Source organism: Pseudomonas sp. Tof1 (assembly GCF_055390395.1).
Genome location: NZ_AP024344.1, coordinates 5,747,558 through 5,764,631 on the forward strand (window position 1 = coordinate 5,747,558; position 17,074 = coordinate 5,764,631).

Here is a 17,074-nt window from a genome sequence, read left to right on the forward strand (position 1 = left end):
GCCGGTTTGACCAAAGCTATAGCAGCGGACCATTGAAACCGCCACCGGCTCGCCCCATCTAACCTGCATACTCAACTGTGCAGGTGCCCCAATGAGCAACCAGCAAGAATTCCCCGATCACCCGACCCAACAGACCAACGCCGAAGATCGTCACGACGCCGGCCAGGACAATCGCGAATCATCCGGCACCAGCCTGGCGCTGCCCGGGCAGAACCTGCCGGACACGGTCTACATCATCCCGATCCACAATCGCCCGTTCTTCCCGGCACAGGTCCTGCCGGTCATCGTCAATGAAGAACCCTGGGCCGAGACCCTGGAACTGGTGAGCAAGTCCGATCACCATTCCCTGGCCCTGTTCTTCGTCGATACCCCGACCGAAGATACCCGCCACTTCGACACCAAGAGCCTGCCGGAGTACGGCACCCTGGTGAAGGTCCACCACGCCAGTCGCGAGAGCGGCAAGCTGCAGTTCGTGGCCCAGGGCCTGACCCGCGTGCGCATCCGCACCTGGCTCAAGCACCACCGTCCACCCTACCTGGTGGAACTCGAATACCCGCACCAGCCGAGCGAGCCGACCGACGAAGTGAAGGCCTACGGCATGGCCCTGATCAATGCGATCAAGGAACTGCTGCCGCTCAACCCGCTGTACAGCGAAGAGCTGAAGAACTACCTCAACCGCTTCAGCCCCAACGATCCATCGCCGCTGACCGACTTCGCCGCCGCCCTGACCTCGGCCACCGGCAATGAGCTGCAGGAAGTGCTCGATTGCGTGCCGATGCTCAAGCGCATGGAAAAAGTGCTGCCGATGCTGCGCAAGGAAGTCGAGGTCGCCCGCCTGCAGAAAGAGATCTCCGCCGAGGTGAACCGCAAGATCGGCGAACACCAGCGCGAGTTCTTCCTCAAGGAACAGCTCAAGGTCATCCAGCAGGAGCTGGGCCTGACCAAGGACGACCGCAGCGCCGATATCGAGCAGTTCGAGCAGCGCCTGGAAGGCAAGGTCCTGCCGGCCCATGCGCAAAAGCGCATCACCGAGGAAATGGGCAAGCTGGCGATCCTCGAGACCGGTTCGCCGGAATACGCCGTCACCCGCAACTACCTGGAATGGGCCACCGCGGTACCCTGGGGCGTGTACGGCGAGGACAAGCTCGACCTCAAGCACGCGCGCAAGGTGCTGGACCAGCACCACGCCGGCCTCGATGACATCAAGGCGCGGATTCTCGAATTCCTCGCCGTCGGCGCCTACAAGGGCGAGATCAGCGGCTCGATCGTGCTGCTGGTGGGCCCGCCAGGCGTGGGCAAAACCAGCATCGGCAAGTCCATCGCCGAATCCCTCGGCCGGCCGTTCTACCGTTTCAGCGTCGGCGGCATGCGCGACGAGGCCGAAATCAAGGGGCATCGGCGCACCTACATCGGCGCCCAGCCGGGCAAGCTGGTGCAGGCGCTGAAAGACGTCGAGGTGATGAACCCGGTGATCATGCTCGACGAGATCGACAAGATGGGCCAGAGCTACCAGGGCGACCCGGCTTCGGCGCTGCTGGAGACCCTCGACCCCGAGCAGAACGTCGACTTCCTCGACCATTACCTGGACCTGCGCCTGGACCTGTCGAAAGTGCTGTTCGTCTGCACCGCCAACACCCTGGACTCGATCCCCGGACCGCTGCTGGACCGCATGGAAGTGATTCGCCTGTCGGGCTACATCACCGAGGAAAAACTGGCGATCGCCAAGCGTCACCTGTGGCCCAAGCAGTTGGAAAAGGCCGGTGTGGCGAAAACCAGCCTGTCGATCAGCGACAGCGCCCTGCGCACCGTGATCGACGGGTATGCCCGCGAGTCCGGCGTGCGCCAGCTGGAGAAGCAGTTGGGCAAGCTGGTGCGCAAGGCGGTGGTCAAGCTGCTGGATGCACCGGACAGCGTCATCAAGATCGGCCCCAAGGACCTCGAAGCCTCGCTGGGCATGCCGGTATTCCGCAACGAGCAGGTGCTCAGCGGCGTCGGCGTGATCACCGGGCTGGCCTGGACCAGCATGGGCGGCGCCACCCTGCCGATCGAGGCCACACGCATCCACACCCTCAACCGCGGCTTCAAGCTGACCGGGCAGTTGGGTGACGTCATGAAGGAGTCGGCGGAAATCGCCTACAGCTATGTCGGTTCGCACCTCAAGCAGTTCGGCGGCGACCCGCGATTCTTCGACGAGGCCTTCGTCCACCTGCACGTACCGGAAGGCGCCACCCCCAAGGACGGTCCGAGTGCCGGGGTGACCATGGCCAGCGCCCTGCTGTCACTGGCCCGCAACCAGCCGCCGAAGAAGGGCGTGGCCATGACCGGCGAGCTGACCCTGACCGGGCATGTGCTGCCCATTGGTGGGGTCCGCGAGAAGGTGATCGCGGCACGCCGGCAGAAGATCCATGAACTGATCCTGCCGGACGCCAACCGCGGCCACTTCGAGGAACTGCCGGACTACCTCAAGGAAGGCATGACCGTGCACTTCGCCAAGCGTTTTGCCGATGTGGCGAAAGTGCTTTTCTGACCATTGCGTCACGGGAGCGGTCGCTGAGCGCCCCCACGCTGGAGCGTGGGAGCACTCAAAAATGCCAATACCTCAGCGCTCCCTGATCGTTCCCACAATCCGCGTGGGAATGCCTCCCTTGACGCTCCTCGTCCCCCCATGCGCCCCGACCCGCCAGGACAGCTTCGATCCCGCCCAGCGCATCGGCCGCATCTTGGGTTATGCTCCAGCATCGCTGTAATGATTGGAGACACTATGACCCCGACTCGTCTGTTGCTTCCGTTAAGCCTTGTGCTACTCGCTGCCTGTGCGCAGCAACCGCGCCAGAACGTGACCGTGGAAAACCAGCGTGACTGTCCGATGCAGCTCAAGAACGGGCAGAACATGATCCTCAGCCTGCCGAGCAACCCCACCACGGGCTATCGCTGGGCCATCCAGGATTCCGCCGGCGGCGTGCTGAAAAGCCTTGGCCCGGAGGTCTACCACAACCCGGAAAACAGCGATGTGATCGGCGCCGCCGGCCAGTCGACCTGGCGCTTCCAGGCCTTCGCCACCGGCACCGGTCGCCTGCGCCTGACCTACCAGCAGCCCTGGGAACCGGAAGTCCCGCCGGTACAGAGCTTCGACTGCCCGATCGTGGTGAACTGACATGCCCTGGCTGATTCTCGCCCTGATGGGCGCCGTCGCGTTCCTGTATGGGCTGAGTATCGACTCGCCATTGATCTGCCTGCTGACCAAACCCCTGCCGGTGCTGGCCCTGCTCGGCTGGCTGCATGACGCACCGGGGGGCGAATATCGCCGCTGGCTGGCCCTGGGCCTGGTGTTCTCGCTGCTCGGCGACATCCTGCTGGCCTGGCCGGGCGATCTGTTCGTGTTCGGCCTGGGCGCCTTTCTGGTCGCCCATCTGTGTTATCTCAAGGCCTACCTCGGCGACTGCCGGCGCCTGGCGCCGGTCCAGCTGATCGTGGCCCTGCTCATCGGCGCCGCGCTGTTGGGCATGCTGATGTCCAAGGGGCTGGGCAACCTGCTGGTGCCGGTGAGTGTGTATGCCCTTGCCATCAGTTGCATGCTCTGGCGAGCCCTCGCACGGCTGGGTAGCGACGTGCCGCAACGCTCGGCGCGACTGGCTGCCGGTGGCGCGCTGGTGTTCGCCTTCTCCGACAGCCTGATCGGCATCGACCGCTTCGTGGTCAAGTTCGCCGCCGCGCCTTACCTGATCATCATTGCCTACTGGATCGGCCAATGGGGTATTGCCGCCTCGGCGTTCTCGCAAAAGGCCAACAGGCAGGAGCCGGGCTTCGCCTGAAGCCCGCGCCAACGCCTCAGGCGCTTTATCCGACAAACCGCGCATCCCGGCGCCAACTTGGCTAAAATGCCGACCCTTTTTCGATTGTCGCCGGAACCGCCGTGAGCAAAGAACCCGATCGCCTTTTCGCCCAGCCCCTGGCCCAGGTGCCGGACTTCGCCTTCAACGAAGATGTGGTACGGGTGTTCCCGGACATGATCAAGCGCTCGGTTCCCGGTTACCCGACCATCGTCGAGAACCTCGGCGTGCTCGCCGCCCAGTTCGCCCAGCCGGGCAGCGTGCTCTACGACCTGGGCAGTTCCCTCGGCGCGGTAACCCAGGCGTTGCGCCGGCACGTGCGCAGCGACGGCTGCCGGGTGATCGCGGTGGACAACTCCACGGCGATGGTCGAACGTTGCCGCGAATACCTCAACGCCCAGGACTCGATGTTCCAGGAGTTGCTGCCGGTGGAGGTGATCGAAGGCGATATCCTCGCCCTGGACTTCCGCCCGGCCTCGGTGGTGGCGCTGAACTTCACCCTGCAATTCATCGCCCCGGATCAGCGCCTGGCCCTGCTCGGACGCATTCGCCAGGCCCTGTTGCCCGGCGGAGCGCTGATCCTGTCGGAGAAATTGCGTTTCAACGACCCCGAGGAGCATGCGCTGCTCACCGACCTGCATATCGCCTTCAAGCGCGCCAATGGCTACAGCGAACTGGAAATCGCCCAGAAACGCAGCGCCATCGAAAACGTGATGAAACCCGACAGCCTCGAGGAACACCGCGAACGCCTGCTGGCGGCGGGTTTCTCGAAAGTCGTGCCCTGGTTCCAATGCCTTAACTTTGCCTCGTTGATTGCCCTGCCATGATCGATCTGTCACCCCTCGCCCGCCGCCTGGCGCGTACTCCCCTGGCCGAATGGGCCAACAGCCTGCAGGCCCAGCTCGATACCCGGCTGGAGAAAGGTCATGGCGACCTTGAGCGCTGGCAGGGGGCGCTCGACGCCTTGCCAGCACTGGAACCGACGACGATCGACCTGCTCGGCGGCCTGACCCTGGACAGCGACTGCGACGACGCGACCCGCGCCCAGGTGCGCAGCGCACTGATGGGCCTGAGTCCGTGGCGCAAGGGACCATTCGAGCTGTTCGGCGTGCATGTCGATACCGAATGGCGTTCGGACTGGAAATGGTCGCGAGTCGCCCCGCACCTGGACCTCAAGGGCAAACGCATCCTCGATGTCGGTTGCGGCAACGGCTACTACATGTGGCGCATGCTCGGTGCCGGCGCCGACACGGTGATCGGCGTCGACCCGAACTGGCTGTTCTTCTGCCAGTTCCAGGCCGTGCAACGTTACCTGGCGCAGGATGCGGCCTGGCACCTGCCGTTCCCGTTCGAGGACCTGCCGGCGAACCTGGAAGGCTTCGACACGGTATTTTCCATGGGCGTGTTCTACCACCGGCGTTCGCCCATCGAGCATCTGCTGGCGCTGAAGGACTGCCTGGTCAAGGGTGGTGAACTGGTGCTGGAGACGCTGGTGGTCGACGGTGACGTGAACCAGGTACTGGTGCCCGAGGACCGCTACGCCCAGATGCGCAACGTCTGGTTCCTGCCCTCGGTGCCAGCGCTGGAACGCTGGTTGCGGCGGGCCGGCTTCAGCGACGTGCGCTGCGTGGATGTCAGCACCACCAGCGTCGAGGAACAGCGCGCAACCGAATGGATGAAGTACCAGTCCCTGAGCGACTTCCTCGACCCGAGCGACCACAGCAGAACCATCGAAGGCTTGCCGGCGCCGATGCGCGCGGTGATCGTCGCGCGCAAGTAACCGCCATCAGGCCTTGCTGCGGCGGGCCTTGAAGAACTCGCTGAGGATCGTGCCGCACTCCTCGGCGAGCACCCCACCTTCGAACAGCACCCGGTGGTTGAGAAAGCCCTGGGTGAAGAACTGCCCCTGGCTCTGCACCACACCGGCCTTGGGCTCCAGGGCACCGTAGACCACCCGCGCGATCCGCGAATGGACGATCAGCCCGGCGCACATGCTGCACGGTTCCAGGGTCACGTAGAGGGTGCTGCCCGGCAGCCGGTAGTTGCTCACCGCCTGGGCCGCCGCGCGGATGGCGACCATCTCGGCATGGGCACTCGGATCGCTGCCGCTGATCGGGCAGTTGAAGCCCCGCCCGATGATCTCGCCGTTCTGGACCAGCACCGCCCCCACCGGCACCTCGCCCAGGGCCGCGCCCTCGGCCGCCAGCGCCAACGCTTCACGCATGAAATCCTGGTCGCGGCTGCGATCGATGATCGCCGCCGGGCGAATCTGCCGCATCACGCCACCTCGATGGCGGCCATCAGGCCGGTTTCCATGTGGTCGATCACATGGCAGTGGAACATCCACACCCCCGGGTTATCCGCCACCAGCGCCACCCGTGCGCGCTCGTTCTTGCCCAGCAGGTAGGTGTCGGTGAAGTACGGAACGATGGTCTTGCGGTTCGAGGCAAGCACCTTGAAGCTCATGCCGTGCAAGTGGATCGGGTGCTGGTACTGGGTCATGTTCTTCAATTCGAAAATGTAGCTCTTGCCCTTCTCCAGCCTGGCGATGGGCCGGTCGGCGCAGGTCTTGTCGGTGATGTCCCAGGCCTTGCCGTTGATCTGCCAGAGGCTGGGCGGCTTGCCATTATCGACGTTCACCGAGACCGAGCCAACCCACTCGAAATTGAAGTTGAGCTTCTCGGCATTGGCCAGGTCCGGCTCGGCAATCGGGTTGGCAGGCAGCGCCGGTGGCCATTGGCTCGGTGCATCGCTGTTGGCCACCGAACGGAAGGTGCCGAGCCGGATCGGGCCGTTGCGCAGGGCCAGCTCCTCACCGGCCGCTGGCGCCTTGATCGCCAGGCAGATACGCATGCCCGGGCCAAGCCAGTATTCCTTGCCCAGCGGCCGTGGCTCGACGGGGTTGCCGTCCAGGGCATAGATCTGCGCCTCGGCATCGGGGATGTTGATGCGGTAGGTCAGGGTGTTGTCGAGATTGAGCAGGCGCACCCGGGTGATCTGCCCGGCCGGCAGCTCGACCACCGCCTGCGACACGCCATTGATCGTCGACAGCCGCCCCGCCGTGCCACCCCGGGCGGCCTCACGGGGAATGCTGAACGGCAGGAAGGCGCCCTCTTCATCGACATGCCAGCTCTTCAGGCTGAGGGTGCGTTCGTAGCGGAACCCGGTGGGCTCGCGCTCCTCGACGATCAGCGGCCCGACCAGCCCGCGCCCCAACTCCTCGCTGCTGCTGACGTGGGGGTGATACCAGTAGCTGCCGGCATCCGGCACGCGGAACTTGTAGTCGAAGTACTCGCCGGGCAGCACCGGCAGTTGCGAAACGTAGGGAACGCCATCCATCTCCAGCGGCAGGCGGATGCCGTGCCAGTGGATGGTGGTCGCCACCGGCAGGTGGTTGATGAAACGCACCCGCAGCCATTCGCCCTGGCGCACCCGCAGTTCGGTGCCCGGCGCCGAGGGGCCGAAGGCCCAGGCCGGAGTCTTGTGTCCCGCCACCAGCTCGACGTCCAGCGGCGCGGCGATCAGTTCGTAGTCATGCCCGGCCTCGGCGTCCGCCATCTTCCCCAGCCAGTAGCGCGACGCACCACCGGCTCCCACACCTACGACCGCCAGGCCGACCAGGCCACCGAGTACTTGTCGACGGGAAAAAGACATGACCCCAACCACCTCACCGAATCAGCCGCAAGCCCACGGCTCGCAAAAGGCGAATACGATACACCCGCAGTTGGGAAACAGTAAGGCCGGGGTGGCAATGAGCCGTCAGTCCAGCCCCACCAACAGATGAAACACACCACCGGGCAAGCTCATCAGCCCCTGGACCCCGGCACTACGCAACGCCGACGGGTCGAGCCGGCCGGCATCGTGCAGCTCGACCCGCAAGCGCGTCAGCGCCACCCGCTGTCGGGATTTGAGATTGGCCGGCCCGCCCAGCGCCGCCAGTAGCGACTCGGCAAGCTCATCCGTCGGCGGTAATGGTCCGCCACCGCTCGCTGAGGCCGTGGTTTCCGGCACCAGATCCGGTGTCAGCGCCTTCCAGAACGCCTGCCTGAATTTCTCGAACATGTTCAGTGCTCCAGTACCGGCGCAGCCGCCGTCGCCTGTTGATGATCACGCAGGATGCCGCGCACCTGCTCGGCGCTTTCCTGCCCAAGAATCCGCTGCGCCAGAACCTGGCATTCAGCCAGGCTGACTTCCCGCACCGCCGCCTTGATCGACGGGATCAACGGCACGCTGACCGACAGTTCATCCACCCCCAACCCCAGCAACACCGGTACCGCCAGCGCCTCGGAAGCCAGCGCGCCACACACCCCGACCCACTTGCCATGGGCATGGGCGGCCTTGACGGTACTGGCGATCAGGCGCAGCACCGCCGGGTGCAGGCTGTCGGCCTGGCTCGCCAGTTGCGGATGGTCGCGGTCCATCGCCAGGGTGTACTGGGTCAGGTCGTTGGTGCCGATGGAGAAGAAGTCCACCTCTGGCGCGAACTGGTCGGCCATCAACGCCGCCGAAGGCACCTCGATCATGATCCCCAGCTTGGGCAGCTCGGCAATCCCCAGCGTCCGCGCCTCCTCGACCAGCCATTGCCGGGCTTCCCGCAGCTCGGACAGGCGGGCGACCATCGGCAGCATGATATGCAGCCGCGTCTGCCCGGCGCAGGCGAGGATCGCCCGCAGTTGCTGACGCAGCAGTTCAGGACGCTGCAGACACAGGCGGATGCCGCGTATACCCAGGAACGGATTGGCCTCACTGTCCATCGGTACATAGGCCAGCGGCTTGTCCCCACCCACATCGAGCGTGCGAACCACCAGGTTGCGTTCAGGGCCCAGGGCCCGGGCAATCGCCAGGTAGGTCGCGCCCTGCTCCTCGACGCTCGGCGCGCTGCTGCGCTCCAGGTAGAGGAACTCCGAACGCAACAGACCGACCCCTTCCCCGCCCAGGGCCAGGGACTGCTTCACCTCCTCCAGCGAGGCGACGTTGGCCGTCACCTCGATAGGCTGGCCGTCGCGGGTCAACGCGGCATGGTGGGAGAGCTCGCTGTCCCGCTCGCGGCGTTCGCGCTGCTGCTCGCGCTTGACCAGCAATTGCCGGACATCCGCATCCGCGGGCTCGAGATGCAACTGTCCGAGGTCGGCATCGAGCAGCACCGGAGTGCCGTTGGCGACCTCCAGTACCTGCACCGGCAGGCCACACAACGCCGGCAGGCCAAGAGCCCGGGCGAGGATCGCGACATGGCTGGTGGCACCGCCACCGACCGTGGCGAAACCCATGACCCGCCGGGTATCCAGGCTGGCCGTCTGCGATGGCGTGAGCTGGTCGGCAATCAGGATCGCCTCGTCCGGCAGTGGCGCTGCACGCTCTTCAACGCCCAGGATCAGCCGGAGCACGCGCTGGCCGACATCCGTCAGGTCCAGGGCACGCTCGGCGAGCAATTCGCTGCCAAGACGCCGGAACAGGGCGGCGGTGTCCTCGGTGGCCGCCCGCCAGGCAAAGGCCGCACTCTTGCCCCGAGCCAGCAGCGCCTGCGCCTGCTGCAGCAGATCCGGGTCTTCCAGCAGCTCCTGATGGGCGCGGAAGATCTCCACCTGGGCGCTGCCGGCGGCGCTGTCCTGCAAGGCCTGCAACTCCCGGGTCGCCTGCAGCAGGGCGGCGTCCAGGCGCGCACGCTCCTGTTCCTCGCCAGTGCCGACCTCCTGGACATTCAGCACCTGCTCGGCCAGTTGCACCACCTGTCCCAGGGCCGCACCCGGCGAGGCGCAAACGCCGCGCAGCAGAGTCATGGTGGATTGCTCCGGGGCCTCGAAGGTTTCCTGCGGAGCCTGGACGGCCCCCGTTTCACCGCAGCCATCGGCAATCAACGCGATCAGGCTGTCGAGGGCCGCCTGGGCGTCCTCACCGATGGCGCTCAGTTGCAGTACATCGCCCTGGACCGTCTGCAAGCCCATGATCGCCACCAGCGACTTGGCATTGGCGCTGCTCTGGCGCTTGTGCAACTGGATGCTGGCGGCAAAGCCTTTCGCCGCCTGGGCCAGGACGGCTGCCGGACGGGCATGCAGGCCGTTGGCATTGGGCAGGGTCAGCGGCCTGGAGAACAGCGCCTCGCCCTCCTGCTCTTCATGCTCAGGCAGCGGCACGCCATTCGACGGGGCCTGCAAGCCCAGGCGCAGCAGCGGCTGGCCGCTGTCGACCAGCGTGTCCGCCAGCACGCTGAAGGGCTCGCCACTGACCACCAGCACCAGCGTCAGCAGGCTGCGGGCATGCAGTGCCAGGTAATCGGCGTCGAACTCGATCAGTGGCTGGCCCGCCTCCACCCGCTCACCCTCGACGACCCATGCGGTGAAGCCCTTGCCCGCCAGGTTCACGGTATCCAGGCCGATATGCATCAGCACCTGCACGCCACGCTCATCGGTGATGCTGATGGCATGTCCGCTGTCCTGGATGTTGCTGACCACTCCGGCCAGGGGGGCGCAGAGCACGCCGGAAGTCGGATCGATACACACACCGTCGCCGATCAGGCGACCGGAGAATACCGGGTCGGGCACCTGGTCCAGCGGCATCAGCACCCCGGACAGCGGAGCCAGCAGTTCCAGGGAAGGAATTGCGCTCATGAGATCACCTTCTGATTGTTGTTCCGTGACGCGCCGACGGGCCCCTGCCCCCGGCATGAAGCTACTTCCACCAGTACTCGACCTGTACGCCGAAGTTGGAACCATGCAGCGCATTGCCGAACGCGCCGCTGTCGGACAGCGCGGAGCCGGCCGCCAACTCGTTGGCCGCCCGTTGTGCCGCCGCGTTCCAACTGGCGTAGGTGTAGTACAGACGAACTTCGGGACGCGCCCAGAAGTCCGGCCCTTTCGGCGACCAGGTCGGCGCGAAGGTGAACTTGCTGAGCTTGCGGGTACCGCCCGGGGCCTCGATCTGGTCATGACCCAGTTCGGTCACCAGCTTGAACTGTTCGGTGAGCGCATAGGCCGGACGCACGCCCAGGGAGATCCAGTTCTGGTCCTGGCCGTCGGGGCGAATATCCTTCTGGTAGACCGCTTCGAACTGGCCGCCGAAGCGCGGGGTCACTTGCCAGTCGAAGAACTCCACCGCCCGGTAGCTCCTGCTGCTGGTATCCAGGCGCGGGTCACCGGTGTAGCCAAGGCCGGTGCCCGGCCCTTCACCGTATTGCAGGGCGAACTTGTTCTTGCCGCCGAGGAAGTTCTTCTGAACATGCTGCGCGGTGATCGCCCAGCCCTGGTGGGTATCGTTGCGCCGCGGTGCATCGATATAGCTGACACCGAACTCCAGCTCGCCGTCGGGGTTGACCTTGAAGCCGGCGACGTTGAAATCATGCCGGTTGATGTAGTCCTTCTGGTACAGGTTGTCCTTGCGCGAGAAGGCGTAGCTGTACTTGAGGTCGCCGATCAGCACGTCCTCGATACCGCCGCCGGTAGCGCTCTGGTTCCAGTAGTAGAAGTCGGAGATATGGATGTCGTTACGTTTGTAGTAGCGTCGCCCGGCCCACAGCGAACCACCGTTGAGCGATGGCATTTTCGACCACTGGGCATACATCTGCGGCATCCGCGCCGCGCCGTTCTCGCCGTCGAAGCTGAGGTTGCGGCCATAACGGTTGTACAACGAGGCCATGGCATCGACGCTCAGCACCGAACCGTCGTCGAGGGTCGCCAGGTCCTGGCGCAGTTCCAGTTCGGCATACTGTTCACACTCGTTGCCCAGGCGATACTTGGACGGTGCCCCCGGCAACTGGAAGCAGCTCTGCTTGCCGCCGTTGGTCGAGCCACCGATGCCACTGCGCAGGTAGCCGGCGAACTCCAGTGCTTCGGCCGGAAACGGCAGGCCGAGGCAGACACAGGACACCAGCAGACCTCTACTTATTGTCTTCATTAACCACTCCGCTGTTCTCATTGTTTTTATTGTCGAGATTCGATTTTCAGACGTGGCCCTCCAGCACACGACCTACTACGAGCTGCGTTTGATGAACGACTTTTCCTATTTTTCTGAAAGACTAAGTACAAAGGACTCATAGGGACGCAGGAAAAGTTCCCGCTCTCGGATCGGACAGTCCGGGTAGTTGCTGATCAGCAGCCGCTGCTGCTGCCCCGGCTGGAAAATCCCATGGGGCAAGGCTATCTCGCAGCTGTCGGCATAGAAGTTGTTGATCACCAGCAGGCGTTCACCACGGCCTTCACGCACATAGGCCCAGACCTGCGGATGCTCGGGCAACAGTTGCCGATAGCTGCCTTCGACCATCAGTGCTTCGCTGCGCCGCAGTGCCACCAGCCGGCGGTAGTGATGCAGCACCGAATCCGGGTCCTCGAACTGCTGTTCGACGTTGATCCAGGCAGCATTCGGCGGCACGCCGATCCAGGGTTGCGCCGAGGTGAAACCGGCATTCGGACCGGCAGTCCATTGCATCGGCGTGCGCCCGTTGTCGCGGGACTTCTGCATGATCGCCGCCATGCTCTGTTCCGGCGACTGGCCGGCATCGCGCTGGATGCGATAGATGTTGAGGGTCTCGACATCGCGGTAGTCGTCGATGTGCTCGAACCCCGGGTTGGTCATGCCCAGCTCCTCGCCCTGGTAGATGTAGGGCGTGCCCTGGAGAAAGTGCAGCGCCGTGGCGAGCATCTTGGCCGAGTGCACGCGATACTCGCCGTCGTCGCCAAAGCGCGAGACCACCCGCGGCTGGTCGTGGTTGCACCAGAACAACGCGTTCCAGCCACCGCCGGCCTGCATGCCAAGCTGCCAGTCGGAGAGGATGCGCTTGAGTTCGAGGAAGTCGAAATCGGCACACACCCACTTTTCCATGTTCGGGTAATCGACCTTCAGGTGATGGAAGTTGAAGGTCATCGACAGCTCCTGCGACTCCGGCCGCGAATAGCGGATGCAGTGCTCCAGGCTGGTGGAGGACATTTCGCCGACGTTGATCAGATCATGGCCGGCAAACACCTCACGGTGCATTTCCTGCAGGTACTGGTGAACGTTCGGACCGTCGGTATAGAAACGCCGGCCATCGGAGGCATCCTCGGGAAAGTCCTTCGGCTTGGAGATCAGGTTGATCACGTCCAGGCGGAAACCACCGACACCCTTGTCGCGCCAGAAGCGCATCATGCGGAACACTTCCTCACGCACCCGGGGTTGTCCCAGTTCAGGTCGGCCTGGGTGTGATCGAACAGGTGCAGGTAGTACTGGCCGGTCTGCGCCTCGTACTCCCAGGCGTTGCCGCCAAATTTCGACTGCCAGTTGTTCGGCTGGTCACGCCAGATGTAGAAGTCGCGGTAGGGGTTGTCCAGGCTGCTGCGGGCCTGCTGGAACCAGGCATGTTCGATGGACGTGTGATTGACCACGATATCGAGCATCAGCCGAATCCCGCGTCGGCCGGCCTCGGCAATCAGCAACTCGCAATCGGCCATGGTCCCGTAGCTCGGGTCGATGGCGTAGTAGTCACTGATGTCATAGCCGTTATCGCGTTGCGGCGAGCGCAGGAACGGCGTGATCCACAGGTAGTCGACCCCAGCCACTTCAGGTAGTCGAGCTTGTCGACCACCCCCAGCAGGTCGCCGGTGGGCAGGCCCGCATGGCTATGGAAGCTCTTCGGATAGATCTGGTAGATCACCGAGCGTTGCCAGTCTTGCATGGAGATTCCCTTGTAGTCGGTGGAGTCGATATCAGGCGACGCGATAGCCGGGGCGCACGATCTTCAGGCTCAGCGCACAGGTCAGGGCAAAGGGCACGAGCATCGCGACGGCCATGCCGATGATGAACACCGGAATCGACTGCGGGACGATCGAGATGAAACCCGGCAGGCCGCCCACACCGATGGCCGAGGCCAGCACCTTGTTCAGCGACAGGAACACGCTGGCCAGGGCCGAGCCGATCAGGGCGGCGTAGAACGGGAACTTGTAGCGCAGGTTGACGCCGAACATCGCAGGTTCCGTGATGCCGAAGTAGGCGGAAATCGCCGAAGTCGAGGCCATGCTGCGATCCCGGGCATTGCGGCTCATGTAGAACACCGCGAGCGCCGCACTGCCCTGGGCCAGGTTGGACATCACGATCATCGGCCAGATGAAGGTACCGCCATGGCCGGAGATCAGTTGCAGGTCCACTGCGAGGAACATGTGGTGCATGCCGGTGATCACCAGCGGCGCATACAGCAGACCGAACACCGCACCGCCGACCGCCGGTGCCACGTCGAACAGCCAGACCATCCCCTCGGTGATCAGGATGCCCAGGTGACGGGTCACCGGGCCGATGATCGCCAGGGCCAGAACACCGGTGACGACGATGGTGGTGATCGGCACCACGAGCAACTGGACGGCATTCGGTACCCGCGCGCGCAGCCATTTCTCGATCACACTCATGACGTAGGCGGCCAGCAGGATCGGCAGGATCTGCCCCTGGTAGCCGACCTTCTCGATCCGGAACCAGCCGAAGATATCGAAGTACGGCAGGCTCTGACCGTCGAGGCCGGCCACCGCCTTGCCGTAGTTCCAGGCGTTGAGCAGGTCGGGATGGACCAGCATCAGGCCAAGGACGATACCGAGGATTTCGCTACCGCCGAAACGCTTGGCCGCCGACCAGCCGACCAGCGCCGGCAGGAACACGAACGAGGTGTTGGCCATGAGATTGATCAGGCTCCACAGCCCCTCCAGCGACGGATAGGCTTCGAGGAGCGTCTTGCCATCGACGAACATGCCCTTGGCGCCCATGAGGTTGTTCACCCCCATCAGCAGGCCGGCAATGATCAGCGCCGGCAGGATCGGCATGAACACATCGGAGAACACCCGCACCAGGCGTTGCATGGCGTTGCTCTTGTCGGCGCCGGCCTTCTTGACGTCGGCGATGGTCGATGCGGCGAGGCCGGTGGCCTCGCGCAGCGCGGCGTAAACCCGCTCCACCTCGCCGGGACCGATGACGATCTGGAACAGCCCGCCGGTGAAGAACGAGCCCTTGACCAGATCGATCGCGGACAACGCGGCCCGGTCGACCTTGTTCGGGTCCTTGAGCGCCAGCCGCAGGCGGGTGACGCAGTGAGCGGCCTGCTCGAGGTTGTCGGCACCGCCGAGGCTGCTCAGCAACTGGCGGGCTATATTCGGATAGTCGTGGCTCATGATTTTTCTTCCGCGCTGATTGTTATTGGAGGTTGTCGCAGCACATGAGCAGACGTTACTCGTCTGTACGAGTTAAATCAACAACTCGTACAGACGAGTTGAGCGTTTATTGGCAAAAAGCCCGACAAATGGACAAAGCCTCGACCTGCCCTTAAGGTTCCATTCCTTGGGACATCCCGTCCGCTACGCTGTTACCGGGCGATTTCCGATCCAGAGCGAACACCATGAGCAAATACAACCAGATCTACAGCGATCTGCTTGCCAGCATCACCACCGAACAATTGGAAAAAGGCGCCCGGCTCCCTTCGGAAACCGAGCTGATGGACAGCTACCAGGCCAGCCGCGGCACCGTGCGCAAGGCCATCGAGCAGTTGCAGGAACGGGGTTTTGCCCAGAAGATCCACGGCAAGGGCACCTTCGTGCTGTCACGCAGCCCGATCGAGTTCCAGCTCGGCGGCATCGTCACCTTCCAGGAAGCCCATTCGAGCCTGGGCAACAACATCGGTACGGAAGTCGTGGAGTTCAGCGAAGTACCGCTGGAGGGTTTCCTGCAGGAACGCCTGCAGGGCGAGCCGGGCAGCCCGGTGATCCGGATCAAGCGGGTCAGGCGCATCGACGGCAAGCGGATCATTCTCGACATCAACCACTTCCTCGCCGAGCTGATTCCCGGCCTCACCCGGGAGATCGCCGAGCACTCGATCTACGCCTACATCGAGCAAACCCTGCAACTGAACATCAGCTTCGCCCAGCGCACCATCGAGGCGATGCGCTGCAGCAAGGACGACCTGCAGCACCTGGACCTGGACGGCGCCAGCCACGTGATCGTGGTGAAGAACCAGACCTTCCTGCAGGACGGCCGGCAGTTCGAGTACACCGAGTCGCGGCATACGCTGGACAAGTTCTACTTTTCGGATGTGGCGCGGCGCTGAGGCGCTGCCAGCCGATGATTCACAGCACCAGTGCCAGCAACTCGGGGCTCACCGCACCGAGTTTGCCGGTGGCCTTGGTGAGCCCGACCAGGTCCGGCACCACTTCAATGACGTGATCAAGTCAGATGCCAATCGAAGTCTCTCGGCAAGGTCAACAGGGAGATGAGCAACACTTAACGCACCTGAAGCTGCCGGTATGGATGGAAAAGTGGCGCGATCAAAAGAAAAGTGCAGGACTGACCGCAAACCGCTTACTCAATGCCGCAATGTGGTCGCGGGTCAAGTTGCGGCCACGGCCATTAAGAATCTTGGACACCAGTGACTTGCTACCAATCTCTGGCAGATCAGCCACTCCTAGACCATGTTGCTCCATCAGCAACCGAAGCACGTCAACGCCTCCCAACTTTGCCACCCGTGCGTTGAACGCCACAAACTCCTCAGACTCGTTTTCCCAACTCTCAATGGAGCGAGCCAGGATTTCGATCAGCGGACGGTTGACCTCATAGTCCTCAAGCAGATCATCCATCAACGCCAGCGCCTTGGCGTAGTCGTCATCATTGGCTATGCGGCTAATGAAGCCCGCCTCGCTGAACAAGGCATGGGCTTTTTCCTTGATGGCGGCAAACCCCATATCAATCAGCCTCCTTCCGGTAACGTTTGCAAAGCTTGTCGTACTCGGCATGAGTCACGATGTGCTTGACGTACAGGCGGTTGTCGCGAAACTCGATGAAGGCAATCAGGCGAAGATTGTTGCCACCAATGTCGAGTACCCACCACTTATCCTTGTATTTGAAGTTGTCCAGTGATGGAAAAACCTTCCTAAGCGCCTGCGGTGTATCGAACTCGCCGGATCGCAAGACCCGATAGGTGCGGTCGATAGCTTCAACATCGTTTGGGTAGGCTCTTGCCGCATCGCTGAACGGCTTTCTGGATATGACGTGCATGTCGTTTCATGCCCACGGATATAGAATGATAAAAAGTTGACATTTTGTCAACCGCGATTGGCCGGTCCAGCTTTCTGCATGAAACGCAGTCCGCTCTTGATCACCATGGTCGGGGCTCCGCGCGAGAGTTTCTTGAGTGTACAGAGATAGAAAACGCAAGAAGACCAGTGTGTTTTCAGGATATTGCGACGGTTAAGAGCAGCGAATTTTCCTATAGCCAGAAACGACAATGGCGGTCGATACCGAGGTATCGACCG

14 protein-coding genes and 1 pseudogene are annotated in these 17,074 nt (G+C 63.4%); 6 read left to right on the top strand and 9 right to left on the bottom strand.

Features of this window, described 5'->3' with window-relative positions; all coding sequences use genetic code 11:
- Positions 1-91: 91 nt before the first annotated feature.
- The 5 genes from lon to cmoB all read left to right on the top strand — a co-directional run bounded on the left by lon (position 92) and on the right by cmoB (position 5,610).
- Positions 92-2,527, top strand: a complete 2,436-nt coding sequence (gene lon, locus ACZ5KU_RS25850) for an endopeptidase La (protein ID WP_054057422.1) — start codon at positions 92-94, stop codon at positions 2,525-2,527.
- A gap of 234 nt (positions 2,528-2,761) precedes the next feature.
- A complete protein-coding gene (locus ACZ5KU_RS25855; RefSeq protein ID WP_054057421.1) occupies positions 2,762-3,154 on the top strand; it encodes a protease inhibitor I42 family protein in 393 nt (130 codons plus the stop codon).
- A gap of 1 nt (position 3,155) precedes the next feature.
- On the top strand, positions 3,156-3,812 hold the full coding sequence (locus ACZ5KU_RS25860; protein WP_054057420.1) for a lysoplasmalogenase: 657 nt from the start codon (positions 3,156-3,158) through the stop codon (positions 3,810-3,812).
- Positions 3,813-3,913: 101 nt separating this feature from the next.
- Positions 3,914-4,657, top strand: a complete 744-nt coding sequence (gene cmoA, locus ACZ5KU_RS25865) for a carboxy-S-adenosyl-L-methionine synthase CmoA (protein WP_054057419.1) — start codon at positions 3,914-3,916, stop codon at positions 4,655-4,657.
- Positions 4,654-5,610: a tRNA 5-methoxyuridine(34)/uridine 5-oxyacetic acid(34) synthase CmoB gene (cmoB, locus tag ACZ5KU_RS25870; protein WP_416770426.1), complete on the top strand. Its 957-nt coding sequence runs from the start codon at positions 4,654-4,656 to the stop codon at positions 5,608-5,610. Before cmoA ends, cmoB begins: the two co-directional genes overlap by 4 nt.
- A gap of 6 nt (positions 5,611-5,616) precedes the next feature.
- On the opposite strand, the gene tadA is transcribed toward cmoB, so the two are convergent.
- The 7 genes and pseudogenes from tadA to treP all read right to left on the bottom strand — a co-directional run bounded on the left by tadA (position 5,617) and on the right by treP (position 14,944).
- Positions 5,617-6,108: a tRNA adenosine(34) deaminase TadA gene (tadA, locus tag ACZ5KU_RS25875; protein ID WP_054057417.1), complete on the bottom strand. Its 492-nt coding sequence runs from the start codon at positions 6,106-6,108 to the stop codon at positions 5,617-5,619.
- A complete protein-coding gene (locus ACZ5KU_RS25880) occupies positions 6,108-7,484 on the bottom strand; it encodes a multicopper oxidase family protein (protein ID WP_054057416.1) in 1,377 nt (458 codons plus the stop codon). The genes tadA and ACZ5KU_RS25880 overlap by 1 nt, the downstream gene beginning before the upstream one ends.
- A gap of 105 nt (positions 7,485-7,589) precedes the next feature.
- Positions 7,590-7,892: a PTS sugar transporter subunit IIB gene (locus tag ACZ5KU_RS25885; protein ID WP_054057415.1), complete on the bottom strand. Its 303-nt coding sequence runs from the start codon at positions 7,890-7,892 to the stop codon at positions 7,590-7,592.
- Between the two features lie 2 nt (positions 7,893-7,894).
- On the bottom strand, positions 7,895-10,435 hold the full coding sequence (ptsP, locus tag ACZ5KU_RS25890; RefSeq protein WP_464736448.1) for a phosphoenolpyruvate--protein phosphotransferase: 2,541 nt from the start codon (positions 10,433-10,435) through the stop codon (positions 7,895-7,897).
- A gap of 61 nt (positions 10,436-10,496) precedes the next feature.
- On the bottom strand, positions 10,497-11,717 hold the full coding sequence (locus ACZ5KU_RS25895) for a maltoporin (protein ID WP_054057413.1): 1,221 nt from the start codon (positions 11,715-11,717) through the stop codon (positions 10,497-10,499).
- A gap of 105 nt (positions 11,718-11,822) precedes the next feature.
- Positions 11,823-13,470, bottom strand: a pseudogene (gene treC / locus ACZ5KU_RS25900) (alpha,alpha-phosphotrehalase).
- A 31-nt stretch (positions 13,471-13,501) separates the two neighbouring features.
- On the bottom strand, positions 13,502-14,944 hold the full coding sequence (gene treP / locus ACZ5KU_RS25905) for a PTS system trehalose-specific EIIBC component (protein ID WP_054057411.1): 1,443 nt from the start codon (positions 14,942-14,944) through the stop codon (positions 13,502-13,504).
- Positions 14,945-15,168: 224 nt separating this feature from the next.
- Between treP and treR the strand changes: the two genes are divergently transcribed.
- The gene (treR, locus tag ACZ5KU_RS25910; protein WP_054057410.1) at positions 15,169-15,873 is read left to right on the top strand and encodes a trehalose operon repressor; all 705 of its coding nucleotides are present in this window, start codon (positions 15,169-15,171) and stop codon (positions 15,871-15,873) included.
- A 217-nt stretch (positions 15,874-16,090) separates the two neighbouring features.
- On the opposite strand, the gene ACZ5KU_RS25915 is transcribed toward treR, so the two are convergent.
- Positions 16,091-16,504: a helix-turn-helix domain-containing protein gene (locus ACZ5KU_RS25915; RefSeq protein WP_054057409.1), complete on the bottom strand. Its 414-nt coding sequence runs from the start codon at positions 16,502-16,504 to the stop codon at positions 16,091-16,093.
- A 1-nt stretch (position 16,505) separates the two neighbouring features.
- On the bottom strand, positions 16,506-16,817 hold the full coding sequence (locus ACZ5KU_RS25920; protein ID WP_017902439.1) for a type II toxin-antitoxin system HigB family toxin: 312 nt from the start codon (positions 16,815-16,817) through the stop codon (positions 16,506-16,508).
- Positions 16,818-17,074 lie beyond the last annotated feature (257 nt).

What these genes read in the sequence shown, in the direction of transcription:
- lon (WP_054057422.1), top strand. Translation starts at nt 92, where the DNA reads ATGAGCAACCAGCAAGAATTCCCCGATCACCCGACCCAACAGACCAAC.
- ACZ5KU_RS25855 (WP_054057421.1), top strand. Translation starts at nt 2,762, where the DNA reads ATGACCCCGACTCGTCTGTTGCTTCCGTTAAGCCTTGTGCTACTCGCT.
- ACZ5KU_RS25860 (WP_054057420.1), top strand. Translation starts at nt 3,156, where the DNA reads ATGCCCTGGCTGATTCTCGCCCTGATGGGCGCCGTCGCGTTCCTGTAT.
- cmoB (WP_416770426.1), top strand. Translation starts at nt 4,654, where the DNA reads ATGATCGATCTGTCACCCCTCGCCCGCCGCCTGGCGCGTACTCCCCTG.
- tadA (WP_054057417.1), bottom strand. Translation starts at nt 6,108, where the DNA reads ATGCGGCAGATTCGCCCGGCGGCGATCATCGATCGCAGCCGCGACCAG.
- ACZ5KU_RS25880 (WP_054057416.1), bottom strand. Translation starts at nt 7,484, where the DNA reads ATGTCTTTTTCCCGTCGACAAGTACTCGGTGGCCTGGTCGGCCTGGCG.
- ACZ5KU_RS25885 (WP_054057415.1), bottom strand. Translation starts at nt 7,892, where the DNA reads ATGTTCGAGAAATTCAGGCAGGCGTTCTGGAAGGCGCTGACACCGGAT.
- ptsP (WP_464736448.1), bottom strand. Translation starts at nt 10,435, where the DNA reads ATGAGCGCAATTCCTTCCCTGGAACTGCTGGCTCCGCTGTCCGGGGTG.
- ACZ5KU_RS25895 (WP_054057413.1), bottom strand. Translation starts at nt 11,717, where the DNA reads ATGAAGACAATAAGTAGAGGTCTGCTGGTGTCCTGTGTCTGCCTCGGC.
- treP (WP_054057411.1), bottom strand. Translation starts at nt 14,944, where the DNA reads ATGAGCCACGACTATCCGAATATAGCCCGCCAGTTGCTGAGCAGCCTC.
- treR (WP_054057410.1), top strand. Translation starts at nt 15,169, where the DNA reads ATGAGCAAATACAACCAGATCTACAGCGATCTGCTTGCCAGCATCACC.
- ACZ5KU_RS25915 (WP_054057409.1), bottom strand. Translation starts at nt 16,504, where the DNA reads ATGGGGTTTGCCGCCATCAAGGAAAAAGCCCATGCCTTGTTCAGCGAG.
- ACZ5KU_RS25920 (WP_017902439.1), bottom strand. Translation starts at nt 16,817, where the DNA reads ATGCACGTCATATCCAGAAAGCCGTTCAGCGATGCGGCAAGAGCCTAC.